Raw genomic sequence first — 16,634 nt, forward strand, 5'->3', positions numbered from 1 at the left:
GCTCGTCAAGGGGCGTGTCGACGCTGCGTCCGAAGGCGCCGTCGTCCAGCGCCTGCGCGGCATGGGTGTCTCGCCGATCGCCATCACCGAGGCGAAAGCCGGCACGGGGCTGCAGACCGAGATCAAGATCCCGGGCTTCGAGAAGGGCGTCGGGCTCAAGGACCTGGCGATCATGTCGCGGCAGGCGTCGACGATGTTGTCGTCGGGGCTCTCGTTGCTTCGTGCGCTGTCGATCCTGGCGGACCAGACGGAGAGCAAGAAGCTCAAGGACATCCTGGGGAAGGTGCGCGACGAGGTCGAGCAGGGTGTCTCGTTCTCCGATGCCGTCGGCAAGTACCCGGTCGACTTCCCGCCGATCATGATCAACATGATCCGTGCGGGGGAGACCGGTGGGTTCCTCGACCAGGCCATGGACTCGATCGCGACGAACTTCGAGAAGGAGCACAAGCTCCGGTCGACGATCAGGTCGGCGATGACCTACCCGGTCGTGGTGCTGTGCATGTCGCTGGCATCCGTCGTGATCATGCTCGTCTTCATCGTGCCGATCTTCCAGGACATGTTCTCGAGCCTCGGCGGCCAGCTGCCGCTGCCGACCATGATCCTCGTGCAGCTGTCGCACGCCATGCGGTGGGGAGCGCCGGTCCTCGCCGTCGTCATCGCCGTCGGATGGTTCTGGTACCGGGCGAACAAGAACACCGAACGTTTCCGCGCCTTCCGCGATCCGATCATGCTGCGTCTGCCGATCTTCGGTTCATTGACGAAGAAGATCGTCATCGCTCGGTTCGCACGGAACTTCTCCAACATGATCGGCGCCGGCGTGCCTATTCTGCAGGCATTGAAGATCGTCGGTGAAGTGTCGAACAACTTCGTCGTGCAGAAAGCCCTCGACCGAGTTTCGGAGAGCGTGCGGAAAGGCGAATCCATCGCCGAACCGCTGGCGCAGGAGAAAGTGTTCCCGACGATGGTGGCGCAGATGGTCGCGGTCGGTGAAGACGCCGGATCGCTGGAGACCATGCTCGAGAAGATCGCCGTGTTCTACGACTCGGAGGTGGAGTCCACCACGGAGGCGCTGACCTCGCTGATCGAACCCCTCCTCATCGCCTTCCTCGGCGTCGTGGTCGGCGGCATGATCATCGCGCTGTACCTCCCGATCTTCCAGATCACGTCACTGGTGCACTGAGGCGAACTCAATCGCCGCACCCCCTCGACGGGGGTGAGGCGATGCTTTCTGTCCCCGATTCTGGGGGTGTTTCCCTCCGGCAATGACCCCCGTTCTCGGGATTCCGACCGGGAAATGCGCCCAATACGCTGATGGCCGGCGACGAGCACAAGCCGGAACCGCACCACCCCACCATTTCCCGGATGAAGGAAAAACAATGTACTTCCGTCTCATGGGCAAGCTTGACGCTCGCCGCAAGGGTCTCCTCAACGAGAACGAGAAGGGCTTCACCCTGATCGAACTCCTGGTCGTCGTGATCATCATCGGCATCCTCGCCGCGATCGCGATCCCCGTGTACCTCAACGTGCAGAACAACGCGAAGGACGCCTCGGTCAAGTCTGACCTGGCCAACGCGAAGACCGCTGTGATCGCGTTCCAGACCGACAAGAACGGCAAGCTGCCGACCGACACCGAGTTCAAGACGTCCACCACCATGCAGCCGTACGGGTTCACGCAGAGTACGGACACCGTCTTCACCTACAAGCCGGCCTCCACTGGTAGCTCGTTCTGCATCTCGGCTCGCGGTGCCACCGCGACAGATTTCAAGATCACGGACACCGCGGCGGCCATCGCGGGTACGTGCCCGTAACCGGAAGGTGAGAAAGGGCGGTTCGTCGCATGACGGACCGCCCTTTCGCGGACCACGCCAGCTGAACGAGCGGAGGAGGTGACCATGATCCAGCGACTACGACGCGTCCTGCGCCCTGTCGACGCCACCGAGCGTGAGACCGGCAGCAGCATCATCGAGGTGATGGTCGCGATGATGGTCTTCGCCGTCATGTCCGTCGGCATCGCCTACGGCATCGCGAACACGCTCCAGCTCACCCAGACCAGCCGTGGACGCGAGACCGCCGTGGCTTTGGCCTCGCAGGACATCGACATGCTGCGCCAGACCGCGGCGGCGACGACGACCGGCATCTTCGACGTCGTCAGCGCGCGCGGTGACGACAACTCCTCGACCATCGGCGGGCTGACGTACCAGGTCGACCGGAAGGTGTCCTGGGTCCAGAGTGACGGCGCGAGCGGCGCGTGCGGCACGTCCAACGGCAAGCTCGCGTACAAGAGCGTCGTCGAGACGGTGTCGTGGCCGAATCCCCGCGGAGGCTCGAGCTCGACGTCCGTCACCTCCGCCATCGCTCCGAGTGACGCCGTCACCGACCCCGGCTACGGCACGATCATCATCTCGGTGGCCGATGCGTCGGGTGCCCCATACCCCGGTGTCACCATCAGCGTCACGCCCGTCGGGGGCGGGACGGGGTCGGCGCTGACGAAGAGCCCGCTGCCCACGGACGCGCAGGGCTGCTCCTACGCGGTCAACGTCGTGCAGGGTGACTACACGGTCACCGCGAACACGCCCGGTGGCATCGACACCGACCAGCAGCAACCCTCGAAGCAGTCGCCGATCTCGGTCACGGCCGGGGCCAGCGCACCGGTTCCGTTCGTCTACGACCGGGCGAGCACGATGCGCTTCCAGTACGCACCGACGTACAACGCCACGGTGCCGACGAACATGGTGACCACGCTGTCCAGCTCGGTCGGCGGTCTCGATCCCGTGTCGCCGTGGGACACGACCAGCAAGACGGTGCAGATCACCTCGACGACGGTCCCGAGCCCGTCCGCGGCGGTGTTCCCCTTCACGTCGGGGTACACCGTCCTCGCCGGTCCGTACTCGAACAGCCTCGACGGCACGAAGAACTGCCTGAGTCCGAGCCCCGCGTCGTGGACCACCCCGAACTCGACGGGCAACGTCGGCGTGGGCACGGCGGTGGTACCGGCGCCGGCGGGCAGCCCCTCGGATGCGCCGGTGATGATGGGGGTCGCCACGGTCAAGGGCGTCAAGGGCCGTTACCTCACCGCCGTCTCGTCGTCGACACCCGGCCCCGGGGACCCCGGGTGCGCGGCGGGCATGACGATGAAGTTCCCGGTCGCCGGTGCCGACGTGGCCACCATCGCACTGCCGTTCGGCACGTGGACCATCTCGTCCGGAACCACCTTCGGGTCGACGACGAAGAACGAGATCGCCTCGAACGCCTCGAACGTCGCCCCCGTCACCAACGGTTCCGTCAACCGGAAGACCGCCCTGGTGATCATCAGCTACGACAACACCCTCACTCTCGACCCCCGGGGGCAGATCCGATGACACGGTTCCTCCGACGGCTGCACCGCGGTCAGTCCGGCATCAGCCTCAGTGAGCTCCTCGTGTCGATGAGCGTCGCCTCCATCATCATCATCGCGGTCGGCGGGTTCTTCGTGGCCACGCTCCGAGCAGGCTCGACGAACTCGACGTCCGACCAGAACTCGCGGGTCGCGTCGAGCGTCATGAACTCCGTCACGCGCTACGTGCACGCCGCCAGCCTGCTGCCGAAGGCCGACGGGTCGTCCGTGCCGGCCGTCGTCGAGGCGACCCCGACGAAGCTCACCTTCACCGCGTTCATCAACCTGGACGGGAACACCACGGACAAGCCGGTGCTCGTCCGTTACTCGCTCAACAGCGCTCAGCGGGTCGTGTTCGACCAGTGGGACGGCACGGCGACGAACGGCTTCTACTCCTTCCCGGCGCCCACGCAGACGCCGACCAGGAGCCTGGTGATCGGCGGGCCGATCGCGTCCCCGACCAGTGACGGGGACGCGCTCTTCACGTACCTCGGGGCCGACGGGAAGGCCGTGGCTGCTCCCGCGTCCGGGATCGTCCCGACGACCGGCCTCGGGAGCATCCGGGCGGTGCAGGTGAACCTGGAACTCGGATCGACCACGGCCGGCAAGCCGGCGAACACGCACCTCCAGAACACCCTCTACCTGTTCAACGTCGTCTACGGTACGTCCGTGGGAACGACGCCGTGATCCGCCGGCTGATCCGGACACTCCGGCGGACGCACGAGGACGAGCGCGGCGTCGTCCTCGCCAACGTGCTGATCTTCGGCACGGTGATGATGCTCCTCGTCGCGACGATGATCGCCGTCTCGACCTCCGGCGCTGTGAAGTCCGCCGCCGACCGCAACTTCCAGAACGCCATGGCGGCCGCGTACGCAGGCCTCGCCGACTACCAGGCGAAGCTGTCGAACGACAACGGGTACGCGCTGTACGGCAACACGAACGCCCAGTTCAGCAAGGCGACCGGATCCTCGTTCACCGGCAACGACTCGAACATCGCCTTCACGAACACCGGGACCCAGTGGGCGCCGGTGGTCGGGTCATCAGACCAGTCCTTCCGCTACGAGGTCGACAACTCGGACTACTCGGCGAAGGGCGTCCTCCGTGTCCGCGTCACCGGGAAGTCCGGTGCGAGCGTGCGTTCCCTCGTCGCGAACCTCAAAGGGGACGGGTTCATCAACTACCTGTACTTCACGAACTACGAGTCGTCGAACCCTGCGCTCACGGGGTCGTCGTGCACGACGGCGTACCAGTGGCAGACCGGTGTCAGCGGCAAGTGCTCGCCGGTGCAGTTCGCCGGCAGCGACGTCCTGAACGGACCGATCCGGACGAACGACGTGTTCACCGCGGCGTGCTCGACCACGTTCACGAGCTCGGTCGAACAGCACGACGCCACCGTGCGGTCCTCCGGCGGCGGCTGCAACGGGGTGTTCAAGGGTGGGGCGCCGTCCACCGTGCCCTACCTCGGGCTCCCCGCGCTGAACTCCAACATGTCGCAGGAGACCCGTACCGACATCCCTGCGACGGTCCCGCGACCGGGGTGCCTCTACACCGGTCCGACCCGTGTCTCCTTCCTGGGGAACGGGAACATGACGGTGTGGTCGCCGTGGTCGAAGGCGACGCAGGTCAAGGTCTCGAGCTCGACCGGGGAGGTCACGAAGAGCGACGACATCGCGAAGGCGGCGTCGCTCTGCGGGACCATCGACGCACTGCAGAGCGCGGCGGGTGCCACCATCCCGACCCTGCCCGCGAACTTGATGTACGTGCAGGACATCCCGTCGGCGGCGAACAACGTGAACACCTGGCCGGCTGGCACGATCCCGTCGAAGTACTCGAACACGTACTGCTCAACCGCGGTCACCGTCCAGGGCGGGAAGGCGTCGACGAAGTCGAACCAGCCCTACAGCAACGGTCAGGGCTTCCCGGCCGCGAACGAGTGGATCAACACCGGCTCTTCGAACAACTACCGCACCGGCTCGGTGTCGGACACGTACTCCTGCACGGCCGGCGACCTCTTCGTGAGCGGTGGGTTCTCCGGCGCGATGACGATGGTCGCGTCGGGGACCATCTGGGTCACCGGGGACATCACGTACAGCGACCCGACGAACGACATCCTCGGCCTCGTCGGACAGAACGCGGTCGAGATCTACAACCCTGCGCAGTGCTCCGCGTACCCGACGTCGTTCGGAACGGTCGACTACTCGCGCTGCACCAGCGGCGGAGTCGGCCTCCTCAACCGCGGCTACGGTGCCAAGATCACCATCAGTGCCGCGATCGCGAGCAACGCGGGCACGTTCTGGAACCAGAACTACGACATCGGTTCGCAGCTCGGTGTCCTCAAAGTCATCGGCTCGATCGCCCAGAACTGGCGTGGTGCAGTCGCGACGACCGGCGGCACCGGATTCGTCAAGAACTACGTGTACGACCAGCGCCTCCTCACCACGGCCCCGCCGAAGTTCCTCCAGCCGGTGTCGACCTCGTACGGTGTCACGACCCAGGTCGAGGTGCAGTCCGCGTACAAGACCGACGGCTCGTGTGCCACGACCACGACCGGGGTGTGCCGATGACCGCAGCCACGGCGGGCCTCACGCCGCTCGTCGTCGTCCTCAGCGGGATCCTCGGCGTCGTCATCGGTTCGTTCCTCAACGTGGTCGTCCACCGGGTGCCCGCCGGTCGATCGGTGGTGGCTCCCGCAAGCGCCTGCCCGCAGTGCGGCCACGCCATCCGCCGGTGGGACAACGTCCCGGTCCTGTCGTGGTTGGTGCTCCGCGGTCGCTGCCGTGACTGCGGGTCTCCGATCTCGGTGCGCTACCCGGCTGTCGAACTGGGCACCGGCCTGCTCTTCGCGCTGGTCGCAGTCGTCGCGTCCCCGGTGACGGCCGCCCCCGCACGGGACACCACGGGGTCGGTGCTCGTGTTCGTCGGGCTCCTCTTCCTGATGGCTGTCAGCGTCGCGCTGGCGTTGATCGACCTCGACACCCACACGTTGCCGAACGCGATCGTGTACCCGTCTGCCGCCGTGCTCGCCGTCGCACTCCTCGGTGCCTCCGTCGCGGACGGCGACCTCTCCCCGTTCCTGCGAGGGCTCGTCGGCGCAGCTGTCCTGGGAGGCGCCTACCTGGTCCTCGCACTCGCCGTGCCCGGCGGGATGGGGCTCGGCGACGTGAAGTTGGCCGTCGTCCTCGGACTCGTGCTCGCGTACCTCGGATGGGGACCCCTCGCAGTGGGAGCTTTCGGCGCGTTCCTCGTCGGCGGTACGGTCGCGATCGTCCTCCTCGCGCTCGGTCGTGTGCAGCGGCGGGGCGGGATCCCCTTCGGGCCGTCGATGCTCGTCGGAGCGTGGCTCGGGATCGTCTTCGGAGCGCCGCTCTGGCAGGGCTACCTGGGGCTCCTGGGCCTCGCCTGACCGCTTCGACACTGACTCCCTGACCCGACCGAACCACACCAGAACCGAGAGCAGCAGCATGAGCAAGAGCATCGTGGGCATCGACATCGCCGGATCGTCGATCCGTGCCGTCGAGGTGGCTGACGCGGACCGTGCGCGACCGACCCTGGTCCGGTTCGCCGAAGTGCCGACACCGGAGGGTGCCGTCAGCCGCGGCGAGGTCCTCGAGCCGAACACGGTGGCAGCAGCGATCCGGCAGCTCTGGAGCATCGGGCGGTTCCGGTCGAAGAACGTGGTGCTCGGGATGGGCAACCAGCGGGTCCTGTCCCGCGACCTCACGGTCCCGCAGGCGCCGCTCGCGCAGATCCGCGAGAGCTTGCCGTTCCAGGTGCAGGACATGCTCCCCGTGCCGGTCGGTGACGCGATCCTCGACTTCTACCCGACGTCCGAGAGCCAGAGCGAGAACGGCCCCGTGGTGCACGGCCTGCTCATCGCCGCGATCAAGGACGCCGTCCTCGCGAACGTCCGCGCGGTCCAACTGGCCGGGCTGAACCCGGTCGGTGTGGACCTCATCCCGTTCGCCCTGACGCGGGTGCTGGTCGGCCGACAAGGACGTCCGGGAACCGTGGCGCTCGTCCAGCTGGGGGCCGACACCACCAGCGTCGTGCTCGCGACGAACGGCATCCCCCAGTTCGTGCGCATCATCCCGAGTGGCGGGAACGACATCACCAAGACGCTGTCAGGGCGGATCGAGATCCCGTTCGACCAGGCGGAGGCCGTCAAGCGGCACCTCGGCCTGGGCTCCGGCGGTCGGACGGTCGACGATGCGCGTGCCGTCGCGGCGACCCACGACGCGGCCAGTGAACTCATCGCGAGCCTCCGGAACACGATCAACTACTTCGCGAACACCCGACCGTCTGAACCGGTCAGCCAGATCGTCCTCGTCGGTGGCGGGGCACGGCTCATCGGTCTCCGCGAAGCCCTCGCAGAGCAGACACGCCTCCCGGTCGACCTCGGGAGTGCCTTCACGGGGGTGGCGACGGCACGGTCCCTCCGACCGGAGGACGTCGCCGACCACGGCGACGCGATCAGTGTCGCCTTCGGACTCGCAGTCGGGAGCAGAGCCGCATGACCAGCGCGCAGAACAGACCGTTGACCCTGCCGTTCTCCAAGCGGGCGGGGCGCGCGCGGTCGCGGCCGGCCGACGACGCGACCGCGCCCGTGCGGCAGAACGTCCCGAAGAAGCGGCCGGCCGTGTCCGGGTCGGCGGTCCGGGAACCCCGTGTCAACCTGTTGCCGACCGAGGTGCACGTCGATCGCCGGGAGCGGACGACAGCTCGTCGTGCCTGGATGGGTGTCCTCGTGGCCCTCGCCGTGGTCGTCCTCGCGACCGGGGCTGCCATCGCCCGCCAGATCGACTCCGCCTCGTCCCTCTCCGCTGCGCAGGAGGCGACGTCGTCCCTGCTCGCGCAGCAGCAGCGTTACTCCGAGGTGCGGAGCGCGGAGGCCGACACCAAGGTCCTCCAGTCGGCCCAGGCCGTCGGCGGGTCGACCGAGATCGACTGGGACACGGCCCTGTCCGGCATCCGCGGGGCGCTCCCCGAGGGCGTCAGCATCTCGGCGATGACGATCGACTCCGCCAGTCCGACCCAGGCCTTCGAGCAGTCGAGCGTTCCGCTCCAGGGCCAGCGCGTCGCGACGCTCTCGCTCACCGTGCGGACCGCGACGATCCCCTCCGTCCCGGACTGGAACGACCGGCTGTCCGCCCTCCCGGGCTACGCCGACTCGACGATCGCGTCGATCTCCCTGAACGCAGACACCGGTGAGTACAGCGCGGTGGTGCAGGTCAACCTGGACGCCGACGCGTACGACGGCAAGTACACGAAGGCGGACGACTGATGAACAAGAACAAGCTCTCGCTCGTCATCGCACTCGTGATGACGGTCGCCGTGCTCGCCGGCGGGTGGTTCCTCGGTGTCCAGCCACAGCTCGCTCAGGCTGCCGCCAACGGCACCCAGCAGGAGACGATCGACAGCACGAACCGGACGAACCAGCTGGAGCTCGCCCGGCTGGCCGAGGCAGCCGACTCGCTGAGCACGACGAAGTCCGAACTCGCGACACTGCGGGCTTCTGTTCCCGCGACCATGGACACGACGCCCTTCCTCAAGGCCCTCGACGGCTACGCGTCGGCTGCCGGGGTCGTCGTCACGACGATCACCCTCGGCGATGCCGCACCGTACGAGGCGCCTGCCGCCGCCGCTGCTTCGTCAGACGCGTCCTCTGCGACGGCATCGACGACCCCGAGTGCGACCCCCAGCCCGACCGTCAGCCCGTCGGCCACGCCGGCTGTCCCCACCGCGCCCACACCCCTCACCGACGCGGCGATCACGGGCACGGACTTCACGGTGATCCCGGTCACCGTCGCCGTCACCGGCTCCTACGACCAAGCACTCGCCTTCACGAAGTCCGTCCAGACCGGCGAGCGTCTGTTCCTCGTGAACCGCATCGCGGCCACCGACGTGGACGAGAGCGGTCCTCCGATGACGAGTCAGGCGTGGTCGTTGTCGGGCTCCGTGTACGTCCTCAGGGGCACCTCGGACGACGCCGGCGAGTAGGCGGACGGCGCGGCCTCGACTCCACCCCCGCACCGGGGTCACCCCGCCACGCCGCTCGCACTTCCGCCACGCCGCCGGCCCCGTTTACGATGCTGCTCGGGCCCGCGCTCGCGGCCGCCCATCTCCCTCTCGGACGCCCGCGAAACGGGTGCTCCTCGTCGTGCCCGGAGTCGCGCGTGTTCGTCGGTGTCATCGAGTTCCTCGGTTGGTTCGGAGCAGGAACCGTCCTCGCCGGTTATCTGCTCTTCTCGCTCGGCAAGATCCCGAACGGCCCGGTGTACCAGCTGTTCAACCTCGTCGGAGGGATCGCCGTCGCCGTCAACGTGGCCGCTCACCACGCGGTCCCGTCGACGATCGTGAACGGCATCTGGGCGGTCGTCGCAGCCGTGGTCCTCGTCCGGATGCGTCTCCGCCGGCGACGCAGCAGCACGAGTGGGGTGCCCACTGCCCGGTCCACCGACCTCCACGCCGAGCTCCCGACGACCACGGCGGTCCTGCCGGTGATCGGCCCGGCACTGCGTGACCACGAGGCGGACGTCACCGCGACGCCGGAGCCGGCCCCGGGCCTCCCGGCCGTGTCCGGCGGCAGTACCGGAACCGGCACCGACGCCCCCGCCCCGATGACCGAGATCGTCCCCGTCATCACCGCGACGATCGCGCTCGCGCTCGTCCGCGCGGCCACAGAGCAGCACGCCATCCAGCAGCAGGCCACCCAGCAGCACGCGACGCCGCAGCGCGCCTCGCAGCGCCACGCCGCTCAGCACCACGCACCCGAGCCGGAACGCGCCGACGCCCCGTAGCCACCACCCCGACCGTCGGCGGGTGAGGGCTACGATCAGCGCATGTCCCGGTGGTTGGTGGCGACGATGACGTCCGTCCTGTTCATCGCGCTCGTCATCGCCGTGGCGGGCTTCGAAGCGCTGCTCGCCGACGCCGAGGCGATCCGCCAACCCGACGCCACCCCGTACCTCGGGCCGGGCATGGTGGTCGGCGCCGCGATCGTGGTGTTCCTCGCGACCGCGACGGGCGCCCGGGAGGGCAACCCCGGCATCACGGGCCTGGTCGCCGCCGCGACGACGTACCTGGTCATGCTCGGCGTGGGCGCGGTGGGCTACGCCCTGGTCCGGTCCGACGTCGCCGAGCTCCTGGTGTTCCCCGCGGGCTACGCCCTCAGCCCCTTCATCGTCGGCGCGGTCGTCGTCGCCCTCCTGACCGTCGTCGGCGGCATCTCCGCCGTGCGCTGGCAGGCGGGTCATCCACAGGAGCCCCAGCAGCCGCCGGTCCGTCCACAGGACTGACGGGAGGCCCGCACCACCCCCGCCTCGGCCGGTACGATTCCGGGGAAGCGCTGACCGACGCACCATGGGGGACCGATGACCGACCGAGCTGACCGCACGCCGGGCTGGGAGTCGGTGCCGGACGACGAGTCCCTGCACGGCGACCGCGCCCTGCCACCCGCCATGACGGCTGTCCAGCCGACGCCGACGCCGGGCACGACCGGGCGGCGGCGCGGGCTGCGCCGCGGTGCGGTCGTCGGCATCGTGGCCGGGGCTGCGGCACTGGTCCTGCTCGTGGTCGCCGGGGGCATCGGCTGGTCCGTCGGATCGGACGCCCACTCGGCCGAGCGCCCGGTGCAGTCCTTCCTCGACGACGTCGAGCACGGTCACCTCGCCGCCGCACTCCGGACGGCCGGCATCGACCGTGAGAAGAGCGACGTGCTGCTGACCGACGCGGTCTACGCCCGTGCCGGCGACAAGATCACGGCGCACCGGATCACCTCGGTGGACCAGCAGTCGGACCACGCGACCGTCCGGACCGTCCTGACCCAGGCCGGGCGGATCATCCCGGCGACGTTCGAACTCGAACGCACGGGCACCGACTGGGGTGTCTTCCCGGTGTGGTCGCTGAGGGCACCGGTGCTCGGGTCGGTGCAGGTCGCGGTGCAGGGGCCGCCTCGGAGCACCGTGCAGGTCGCGGGCGCCGACGTCCGGACCGACTCGTCCGGCACTGCTTCGCTCCGGGCGTTCCCGGGGTCGTACGGGGTGCACCTCGACGGCGGCAAGTGGTTCACCGCGACGGACTCGACGGCGCCCGTCCCGGGGTTCGGCGCGACCGGGACCCCGGTGGTGGTGGCGACGACCCTGACTGAAGCCGGGTCGACGGCGGCGTCGGCCGCGGTGGACGCATGGGTGGACGCCTGCGTGGCCGCACCGACCGCGGCTCCCGACGGCTGCAGCTTCTACGCCTACGGCGAGGACCCGGACAACACCTACACCGACCAGAAGTGGACACTCGAGTCCCGCCCGTCCGTCGCCGTCGGGGGATGGGCGTCGAAGGGCTGGGCGGTCTCGACCCGTTCGGCGGGTTCCGCGACGTTCCGCGCACAGTTCACGGGTCCCGAGGGCCGCGGCACCGCGACCGCCGGGCCGATCACCGTGCGCGCGTCCGGCTGGATCACGGGGTTCGGCGACGACGGGGCGACGTTCGTGTCGGCCGTCGGCAACGCGCAGTCCGAGTCGGGGTCCTGACACCCCGTCCGGAAGTCCGTGCCGCCGTCACGCCCACAGCGGACGGGCCGGTCGGCGGGTTACCACGGATTGACCTCGTCTGTCACGACGGCTAGGCTCTTCTGGGTGTGCGCCTTCGGGCGCGCCCAGATCGTGCAGGCCTCCGGCCTCCCGATCACTCCATCCCCCATCTCCCTCCGCCGTCAGGCGTTGGTCCGCGTGGGATGAGGAAGCCGACGGACCGCGTCGGCCAGAGAGCACGAGCGAAGAACCAGGAGAACAGTTGCCTACCATCCAGCAGCTCGTTCGCAAGGGTCGTACGCCGAAGGTCGTCAAGACCAAGGCGCCGGCACTGAAGGCGAACCCCCAGCAGCGTGGCGTGTGCACCCGCGTCTACACGACCACCCCGAAGAAGCCGAACTCCGCCCTGCGCAAGGTCGCTCGTGTGAAGCTCTCGAACGGCACCGAGGTCACGGCTTACATCCCCGGTGAGGGCCACAACCTCCAGGAGCACTCGATGGTGCTCGTCCGCGGCGGTCGTGTGAAGGACCTCCCGGGTGTGCGTTACAAGATCATCCGCGGTGCCCTGGACACCCAGGCCGTCAAGAACCGTAAGCAGGCTCGTAGCCGCTACGGTGCGAAGAAGGGTTGAGTTAGATGCCTCGTAAGGGTCCCGCCCCGAAGCGCCCCGTCGTCGCCGATCCGGTCTACGGCGCCCCCGTCGTCAGCCAGCTCGTCAACAAGATCCTCCTCGACGGCAAGAAGGGCCTCGCCGAGCGCATCGTCTACGACGCGCTCGAAGGTGTCTCGTCGAAGAACGGCCAGGACGCCGTCGTCACGCTGAAGAAGGCGCTCGACAACGTCCGTCCGACCCTCGAGGTCCGTAGCCGCCGCGTCGGTGGCTCGACCTACCAGGTCCCGGTCGAGGTCAAGCCGCACCGCGCGAACACCCTCGCGCTCCGCTGGCTCACCTCGTACGCCAAGGGCCGTCGCGAGAAGACGATGACCGAGCGTCTCATGAACGAGATCCTCGACGCGTCGAACGGTCTCGGTGCCGCGGTCAAGCGCCGTGAGGACACCCACAAGATGGCCGAGTCGAACAAGGCCTTCGCCCACTACCGCTGGTAGTCATCCGGCACCGTCCGGGTGCCTCGGCCAAGAGCCGCGGCACCCGGACGGCCGCCACCCTCTCCTACAACTCTCCCGGAGGAACCTGTGGCACAGGACGTGCTCACCGACCTGAACAAGGTCCGCAACATCGGCATCATGGCGCACATCGATGCCGGCAAGACCACGACGACCGAGCGCATCCTGTTCTACACGGGCATCACGCACAAGATCGGTGAGGTCCACGACGGCGCTGCCACGATGGACTGGATGGCGCAGGAGCAGGAACGCGGCATCACGATCACGTCGGCCGCGACGACCTGCTTCTGGGACAACAACCAGATCAACATCATCGACACCCCTGGTCACGTGGACTTCACGGTCGAGGTGGAGCGTTCGCTCCGCGTCCTCGACGGTGCCGTCGCCGTCTTCGACGGCAAGGAGGGCGTCGAGCCCCAGTCCGAGACCGTGTGGCGTCAGGCTGACAAGTACAACGTCCCGCGTATCTGCTTCGTCAACAAGATGGACAAGCTGGGCGCCGACTTCTACTACACCGTCGACACCATCGTGAACCGCCTCGGCGCGGAGCCCCTCGTGCTCCAGCTGCCGATCGGTGCCGAGAGCTCCTTCGAGGGCATCGTCGACCTGGTCGAGATGCGTGCACTCACGTGGCGCGGCGACGCCAAGGGTGACGTCGAGATGGGTGCGAAGTACACCATCGAGGAGATCCCGGCCGACCTGGCCGACCGTGCCGCCGAGTACCGCGAGAAGCTCATCGAGCGCGTGGCCGAGGCGGACGACGCGCTCATGGAGCGCTACCTCGACGGTGACACCGACTTCTCGGTCGCCGAGATCAAGGCCGCCATCCGCGCCCTCACGGTGAGCAGCACGCTCTACCCGATCCTCTGCGGCTCGGCGTTCAAGAACCGTGGCGTGCAGCCGATGCTCGACGCGGTCATCGACTACCTCCCCTCGCCCCTCGACGTCCCGCCGATGATCGGCCACGACGTCAAGGACGAAGAGGTCGAGATCATCCGCAAGCCGGAGTCGTCCGAGCCCTTCTCGGCTCTCGCGTTCAAGGTCGCGGTGCACCCGTTCTTCGGTCGCCTCACCTACGTCCGCGTGTACTCCGGTCACATCGACTCCGGTGCCCAGGTCATCAACTCGACCAAGGGCAAGAAGGAGCGCATCGGCAAGATCTTCCAGATGCACTCCAACAAGGAGAACCCGGTCGACTCGGTCACCGCGGGCCACATCTACGCGGTCATCGGCCTCAAGGACACGACCACGGGTGACACCCTGTGCGACCCGTCCAACCAGGTCGTCCTCGAGTCGATGACGTTCCCGGAGCCGGTCATCGAGGTCGCCATCGAGCCGAACACGAAGGCCGACCAGGAGAAGCTCTCGGTCGCCATCCAGAAGCTCGCTGAAGAGGACCCGACGTTCCGCGTCGAGCAGAACGCCGAGACCGGTCAGACGACGATCAAGGGCATGGGCGAGCTCCACCTCGACATCCTCGTCGACCGCATGAAGCGTGAGTTCAAGGTCGAGGCGAACGTCGGCAAGCCGCAGGTGGCCTACCGCGAGACCCTCACCAAGGTCGTCGAGCGCTACGACTACACCCACAAGAAGCAGACCGGTGGATCCGGTCAGTTCGCGAAGGTGCAGATCGCGCTCGAGCCGATGCCCGTCACCGCCGAGAAGGTGTACGAGTTCGTGAACGGCGTGACCGGTGGTCGCGTTCCTCGCGAGTACATCCCCTCGGTCGACGCGGGCATCCAGGACGCGATGCAGGTCGGCGTCCTCGCCGGCTTCCCGACCGTCGGTGTCAAGGCGACCCTCAAGGACGGCGCGGCGCACGACGTCGACTCGTCCGAGATGGCGTTCAAGATCGCCGGCTCGATCGCGTACAAGGAAGCGGCCCGCAAGGCCGGTCCCGTGCTGCTCGAGCCGATCATGGCCGTCGAGGTCCGTACGCCCGAGGAGTACATGGGCGACGTCATCGGTGACCTGAACTCGCGTCGTGGGCAGATCTCCGAGATGACGGATGCGTCCGGCGTCAAGGTGGTCCGTGCAAGCGTCCCGCTGTCCGAGATGTTCGGCTACGTTGGCGACCTGCGCTCCAAGACCTCTGGTCGTGCTGTCTTCTCCATGGTGTTCGAGACCTACAACGAGGTCCCGCGCAACGTGGCAGACGAGATCATCCAGAAGAGCACCGGGGCCTGACGCTCCCGCGTCATCCCCAGGCGAGGGTGCCCGGCGACGGGCCCCTCGCCACCAGTTAAAGTAGATACACACAACCGCGCGCCAACAGCGCAGGACCGACCAGGTCCTGCCGGGGGCGACGCATCCGAGTCCTGAGGAGGACCCACAGTGGCCAAGGCCAAGTTCGAGCGGACCAAGCCGCACGTCAACATCGGAACCATCGGTCACGTCGACCACGGCAAGACCACGCTCACGGCGGCGATCACCAAGGTTCTGCACGACCAGTACCCGGACCTCAACGAGGCCCGCGACTTCGCGCAGATCGACAACGCTCCCGAAGAGCGCCAGCGCGGCATCACGATCAACATCTCGCACGTCGAGTACCAGACCGAGAAGCGCCACTACGCGCACGTCGACGCTCCTGGTCACGCTGACTACGTGAAGAACATGATCACCGGTGCGGCCCAGATGGACGGCGCGATCCTCGTGGTCGCCGCCACCGACGGCCCGATGCCCCAGACGCGTGAGCACGTGCTGCTCGCCCGCCAGGTCGGCGTCCCGTACATCGTCGTCGCGCTGAACAAGTCCGACATGGTGGACGACGAGGAGATCCTGGAGCTCGTCGAGCTCGAGGTCCGCGAGCTCCTCGGCTCGCAGGAGTTCGACGAGGACGCCCCCGTCGTGCAGGTCTCGGCGCTCAAGGCGCTCGAGGGCGACGAGAAGTGGGTCAAGTCCGTCCAGGACCTGATGGCCGCCGTCGACGAGAACGTCCCGGACCCGGTGCGCGCCACCGACCAGCCGTTCCTCATGCCGATCGAGGACGTCTTCACGATCACCGGTCGTGGCACCGTCGTCACCGGTCGCGTCGAGCGTGGCGAGCTGGACCTCAACTCCGAGGTCGAGATCGTCGGCATCAAGGCGACCCAGAAGACCACGGTCACGGGCATCGAGATGTTCCGCAAGCTGCTGGACAAGGCAGTCGCCGGTGACAACACCGGTCTGCTCATCCGTGGCCTCAAGCGCGAAGACGTCGAGCGCGGCCAGGTCGTCGTGAAGCCGGGTTCGGTCACGCCGCACACCGAGTTCAGCGCGAACGCGTACATCCTGAACAAGGAAGAGGGCGGTCGTCACAACCCGTTCTACGCGAACTACCGTCCGCAGTTCTACTTCCGCACCACGGACGTCACCGGCGTCATCACGCTGCCCGAGGGCACCGAGATGGTCATGCCCGGTGACACCGTCGCCATGACGGTCGAGCTGATCCAGCCGATCGCCATGGAAGAGGGCCTCCGCTTCGCCATCCGTGAGGGTGGCCGCACGGTCGGCGCTGGCACGGTCGAGAAGATCATCAAGTAACTCCGGTCACTTGCGCGAGCGGGGTCGGACCTTCGGGTCCGGCCCCGCTTCCGTTTGCCCGGCGCTGCTGCCCTGGGCCGGTCCACCAG

Annotated in this window: 16 protein-coding genes; all 16 read left to right on the top strand. The window is 67.9% G+C overall.

Going from position 1 to position 16,634, the window contains the following annotated elements:
- A partial coding sequence (locus QL987_RS11100) for a type II secretion system F family protein (RefSeq protein WP_290157732.1) occupies positions 1 to 1,180 on the top strand: 1,180 nt, incomplete at its 5' end.
- 196 nt (positions 1,181 to 1,376) lie between these two features.
- A complete protein-coding gene (locus QL987_RS11105) occupies positions 1,377 to 1,808 on the top strand; it encodes a prepilin-type N-terminal cleavage/methylation domain-containing protein (RefSeq protein WP_290157733.1) in 432 nt (143 codons plus the stop codon).
- A gap of 84 nt (positions 1,809 to 1,892) precedes the next feature.
- Positions 1,893 to 3,359, top strand: coding sequence for a carboxypeptidase-like regulatory domain-containing protein (locus tag QL987_RS11110; protein WP_290157734.1), 1,467 nt, complete (start codon positions 1,893 to 1,895; stop codon positions 3,357 to 3,359).
- Complete coding sequence (locus tag QL987_RS11115; RefSeq protein ID WP_290157735.1) at positions 3,356 to 4,060, top strand: hypothetical protein; 705 nt, start codon at positions 3,356 to 3,358, stop codon at positions 4,058 to 4,060. The genes QL987_RS11110 and QL987_RS11115 overlap by 4 nt, the downstream gene beginning before the upstream one ends.
- Positions 4,057 to 5,937, top strand: a complete 1,881-nt coding sequence (locus tag QL987_RS11120; protein ID WP_290157736.1) for a hypothetical protein — start codon at positions 4,057 to 4,059, stop codon at positions 5,935 to 5,937. The genes QL987_RS11115 and QL987_RS11120 overlap by 4 nt, the downstream gene beginning before the upstream one ends.
- Complete coding sequence (locus QL987_RS11125; protein ID WP_290157737.1) at positions 5,934 to 6,776, top strand: A24 family peptidase; 843 nt, start codon at positions 5,934 to 5,936, stop codon at positions 6,774 to 6,776. Before QL987_RS11120 ends, QL987_RS11125 begins: the two co-directional genes overlap by 4 nt.
- 58 nt (positions 6,777 to 6,834) lie before the next feature.
- Complete coding sequence (gene pilM, locus QL987_RS11130; protein ID WP_290157738.1) at positions 6,835 to 7,887, top strand: type IV pilus assembly protein PilM; 1,053 nt, start codon at positions 6,835 to 6,837, stop codon at positions 7,885 to 7,887.
- Entirely contained in the window at positions 7,884 to 8,654 is a 771-nt protein-coding gene (locus tag QL987_RS11135; RefSeq protein WP_290157739.1) for a hypothetical protein, read from the top strand. Before pilM ends, QL987_RS11135 begins: the two co-directional genes overlap by 4 nt.
- Complete coding sequence (locus QL987_RS11140; protein ID WP_290157740.1) at positions 8,654 to 9,370, top strand: hypothetical protein; 717 nt, start codon at positions 8,654 to 8,656, stop codon at positions 9,368 to 9,370. Before QL987_RS11135 ends, QL987_RS11140 begins: the two co-directional genes overlap by 1 nt.
- Before the next feature lie 176 nt (positions 9,371 to 9,546).
- Positions 9,547 to 10,170 (top strand): hypothetical protein, encoded by a 624-nt coding sequence (locus tag QL987_RS11145; RefSeq protein ID WP_290157741.1) that lies wholly within the window; start codon positions 9,547 to 9,549, stop codon positions 10,168 to 10,170.
- Positions 10,171 to 10,212: 42 nt separating this feature from the next.
- Complete coding sequence (locus QL987_RS11150) at positions 10,213 to 10,668, top strand: DUF6121 family protein (RefSeq protein ID WP_290157742.1); 456 nt, start codon at positions 10,213 to 10,215, stop codon at positions 10,666 to 10,668.
- A 75-nt stretch (positions 10,669 to 10,743) separates the two neighbouring features.
- Complete coding sequence (locus QL987_RS11155) at positions 10,744 to 11,898, top strand: hypothetical protein (protein WP_290157744.1); 1,155 nt, start codon at positions 10,744 to 10,746, stop codon at positions 11,896 to 11,898.
- A gap of 262 nt (positions 11,899 to 12,160) precedes the next feature.
- Positions 12,161 to 12,529 (top strand): 30S ribosomal protein S12, encoded by a 369-nt coding sequence (gene rpsL / locus QL987_RS11160; protein WP_058728453.1) that lies wholly within the window; start codon positions 12,161 to 12,163, stop codon positions 12,527 to 12,529.
- 5 nt (positions 12,530 to 12,534) lie between these two features.
- Complete coding sequence (rpsG, locus tag QL987_RS11165) at positions 12,535 to 13,005, top strand: 30S ribosomal protein S7 (RefSeq protein ID WP_110903576.1); 471 nt, start codon at positions 12,535 to 12,537, stop codon at positions 13,003 to 13,005.
- Between the two features lie 87 nt (positions 13,006 to 13,092).
- A complete protein-coding gene (gene fusA, locus QL987_RS11170; protein ID WP_111073942.1) occupies positions 13,093 to 15,210 on the top strand; it encodes an elongation factor G in 2,118 nt (705 codons plus the stop codon).
- 147 nt (positions 15,211 to 15,357) lie between these two features.
- Positions 15,358 to 16,545 (top strand): elongation factor Tu, encoded by a 1,188-nt coding sequence (tuf, locus tag QL987_RS11175; RefSeq protein ID WP_111073941.1) that lies wholly within the window; start codon positions 15,358 to 15,360, stop codon positions 16,543 to 16,545.
- Positions 16,546 to 16,634: the final 89 nt, after the last annotated feature.

Origin of the sequence: Curtobacterium sp. APC 4022 (assembly GCF_030407555.1) — a bacterium.
Lineage (GTDB): Bacteria > Actinomycetota > Actinomycetes > Actinomycetales > Microbacteriaceae > Curtobacterium.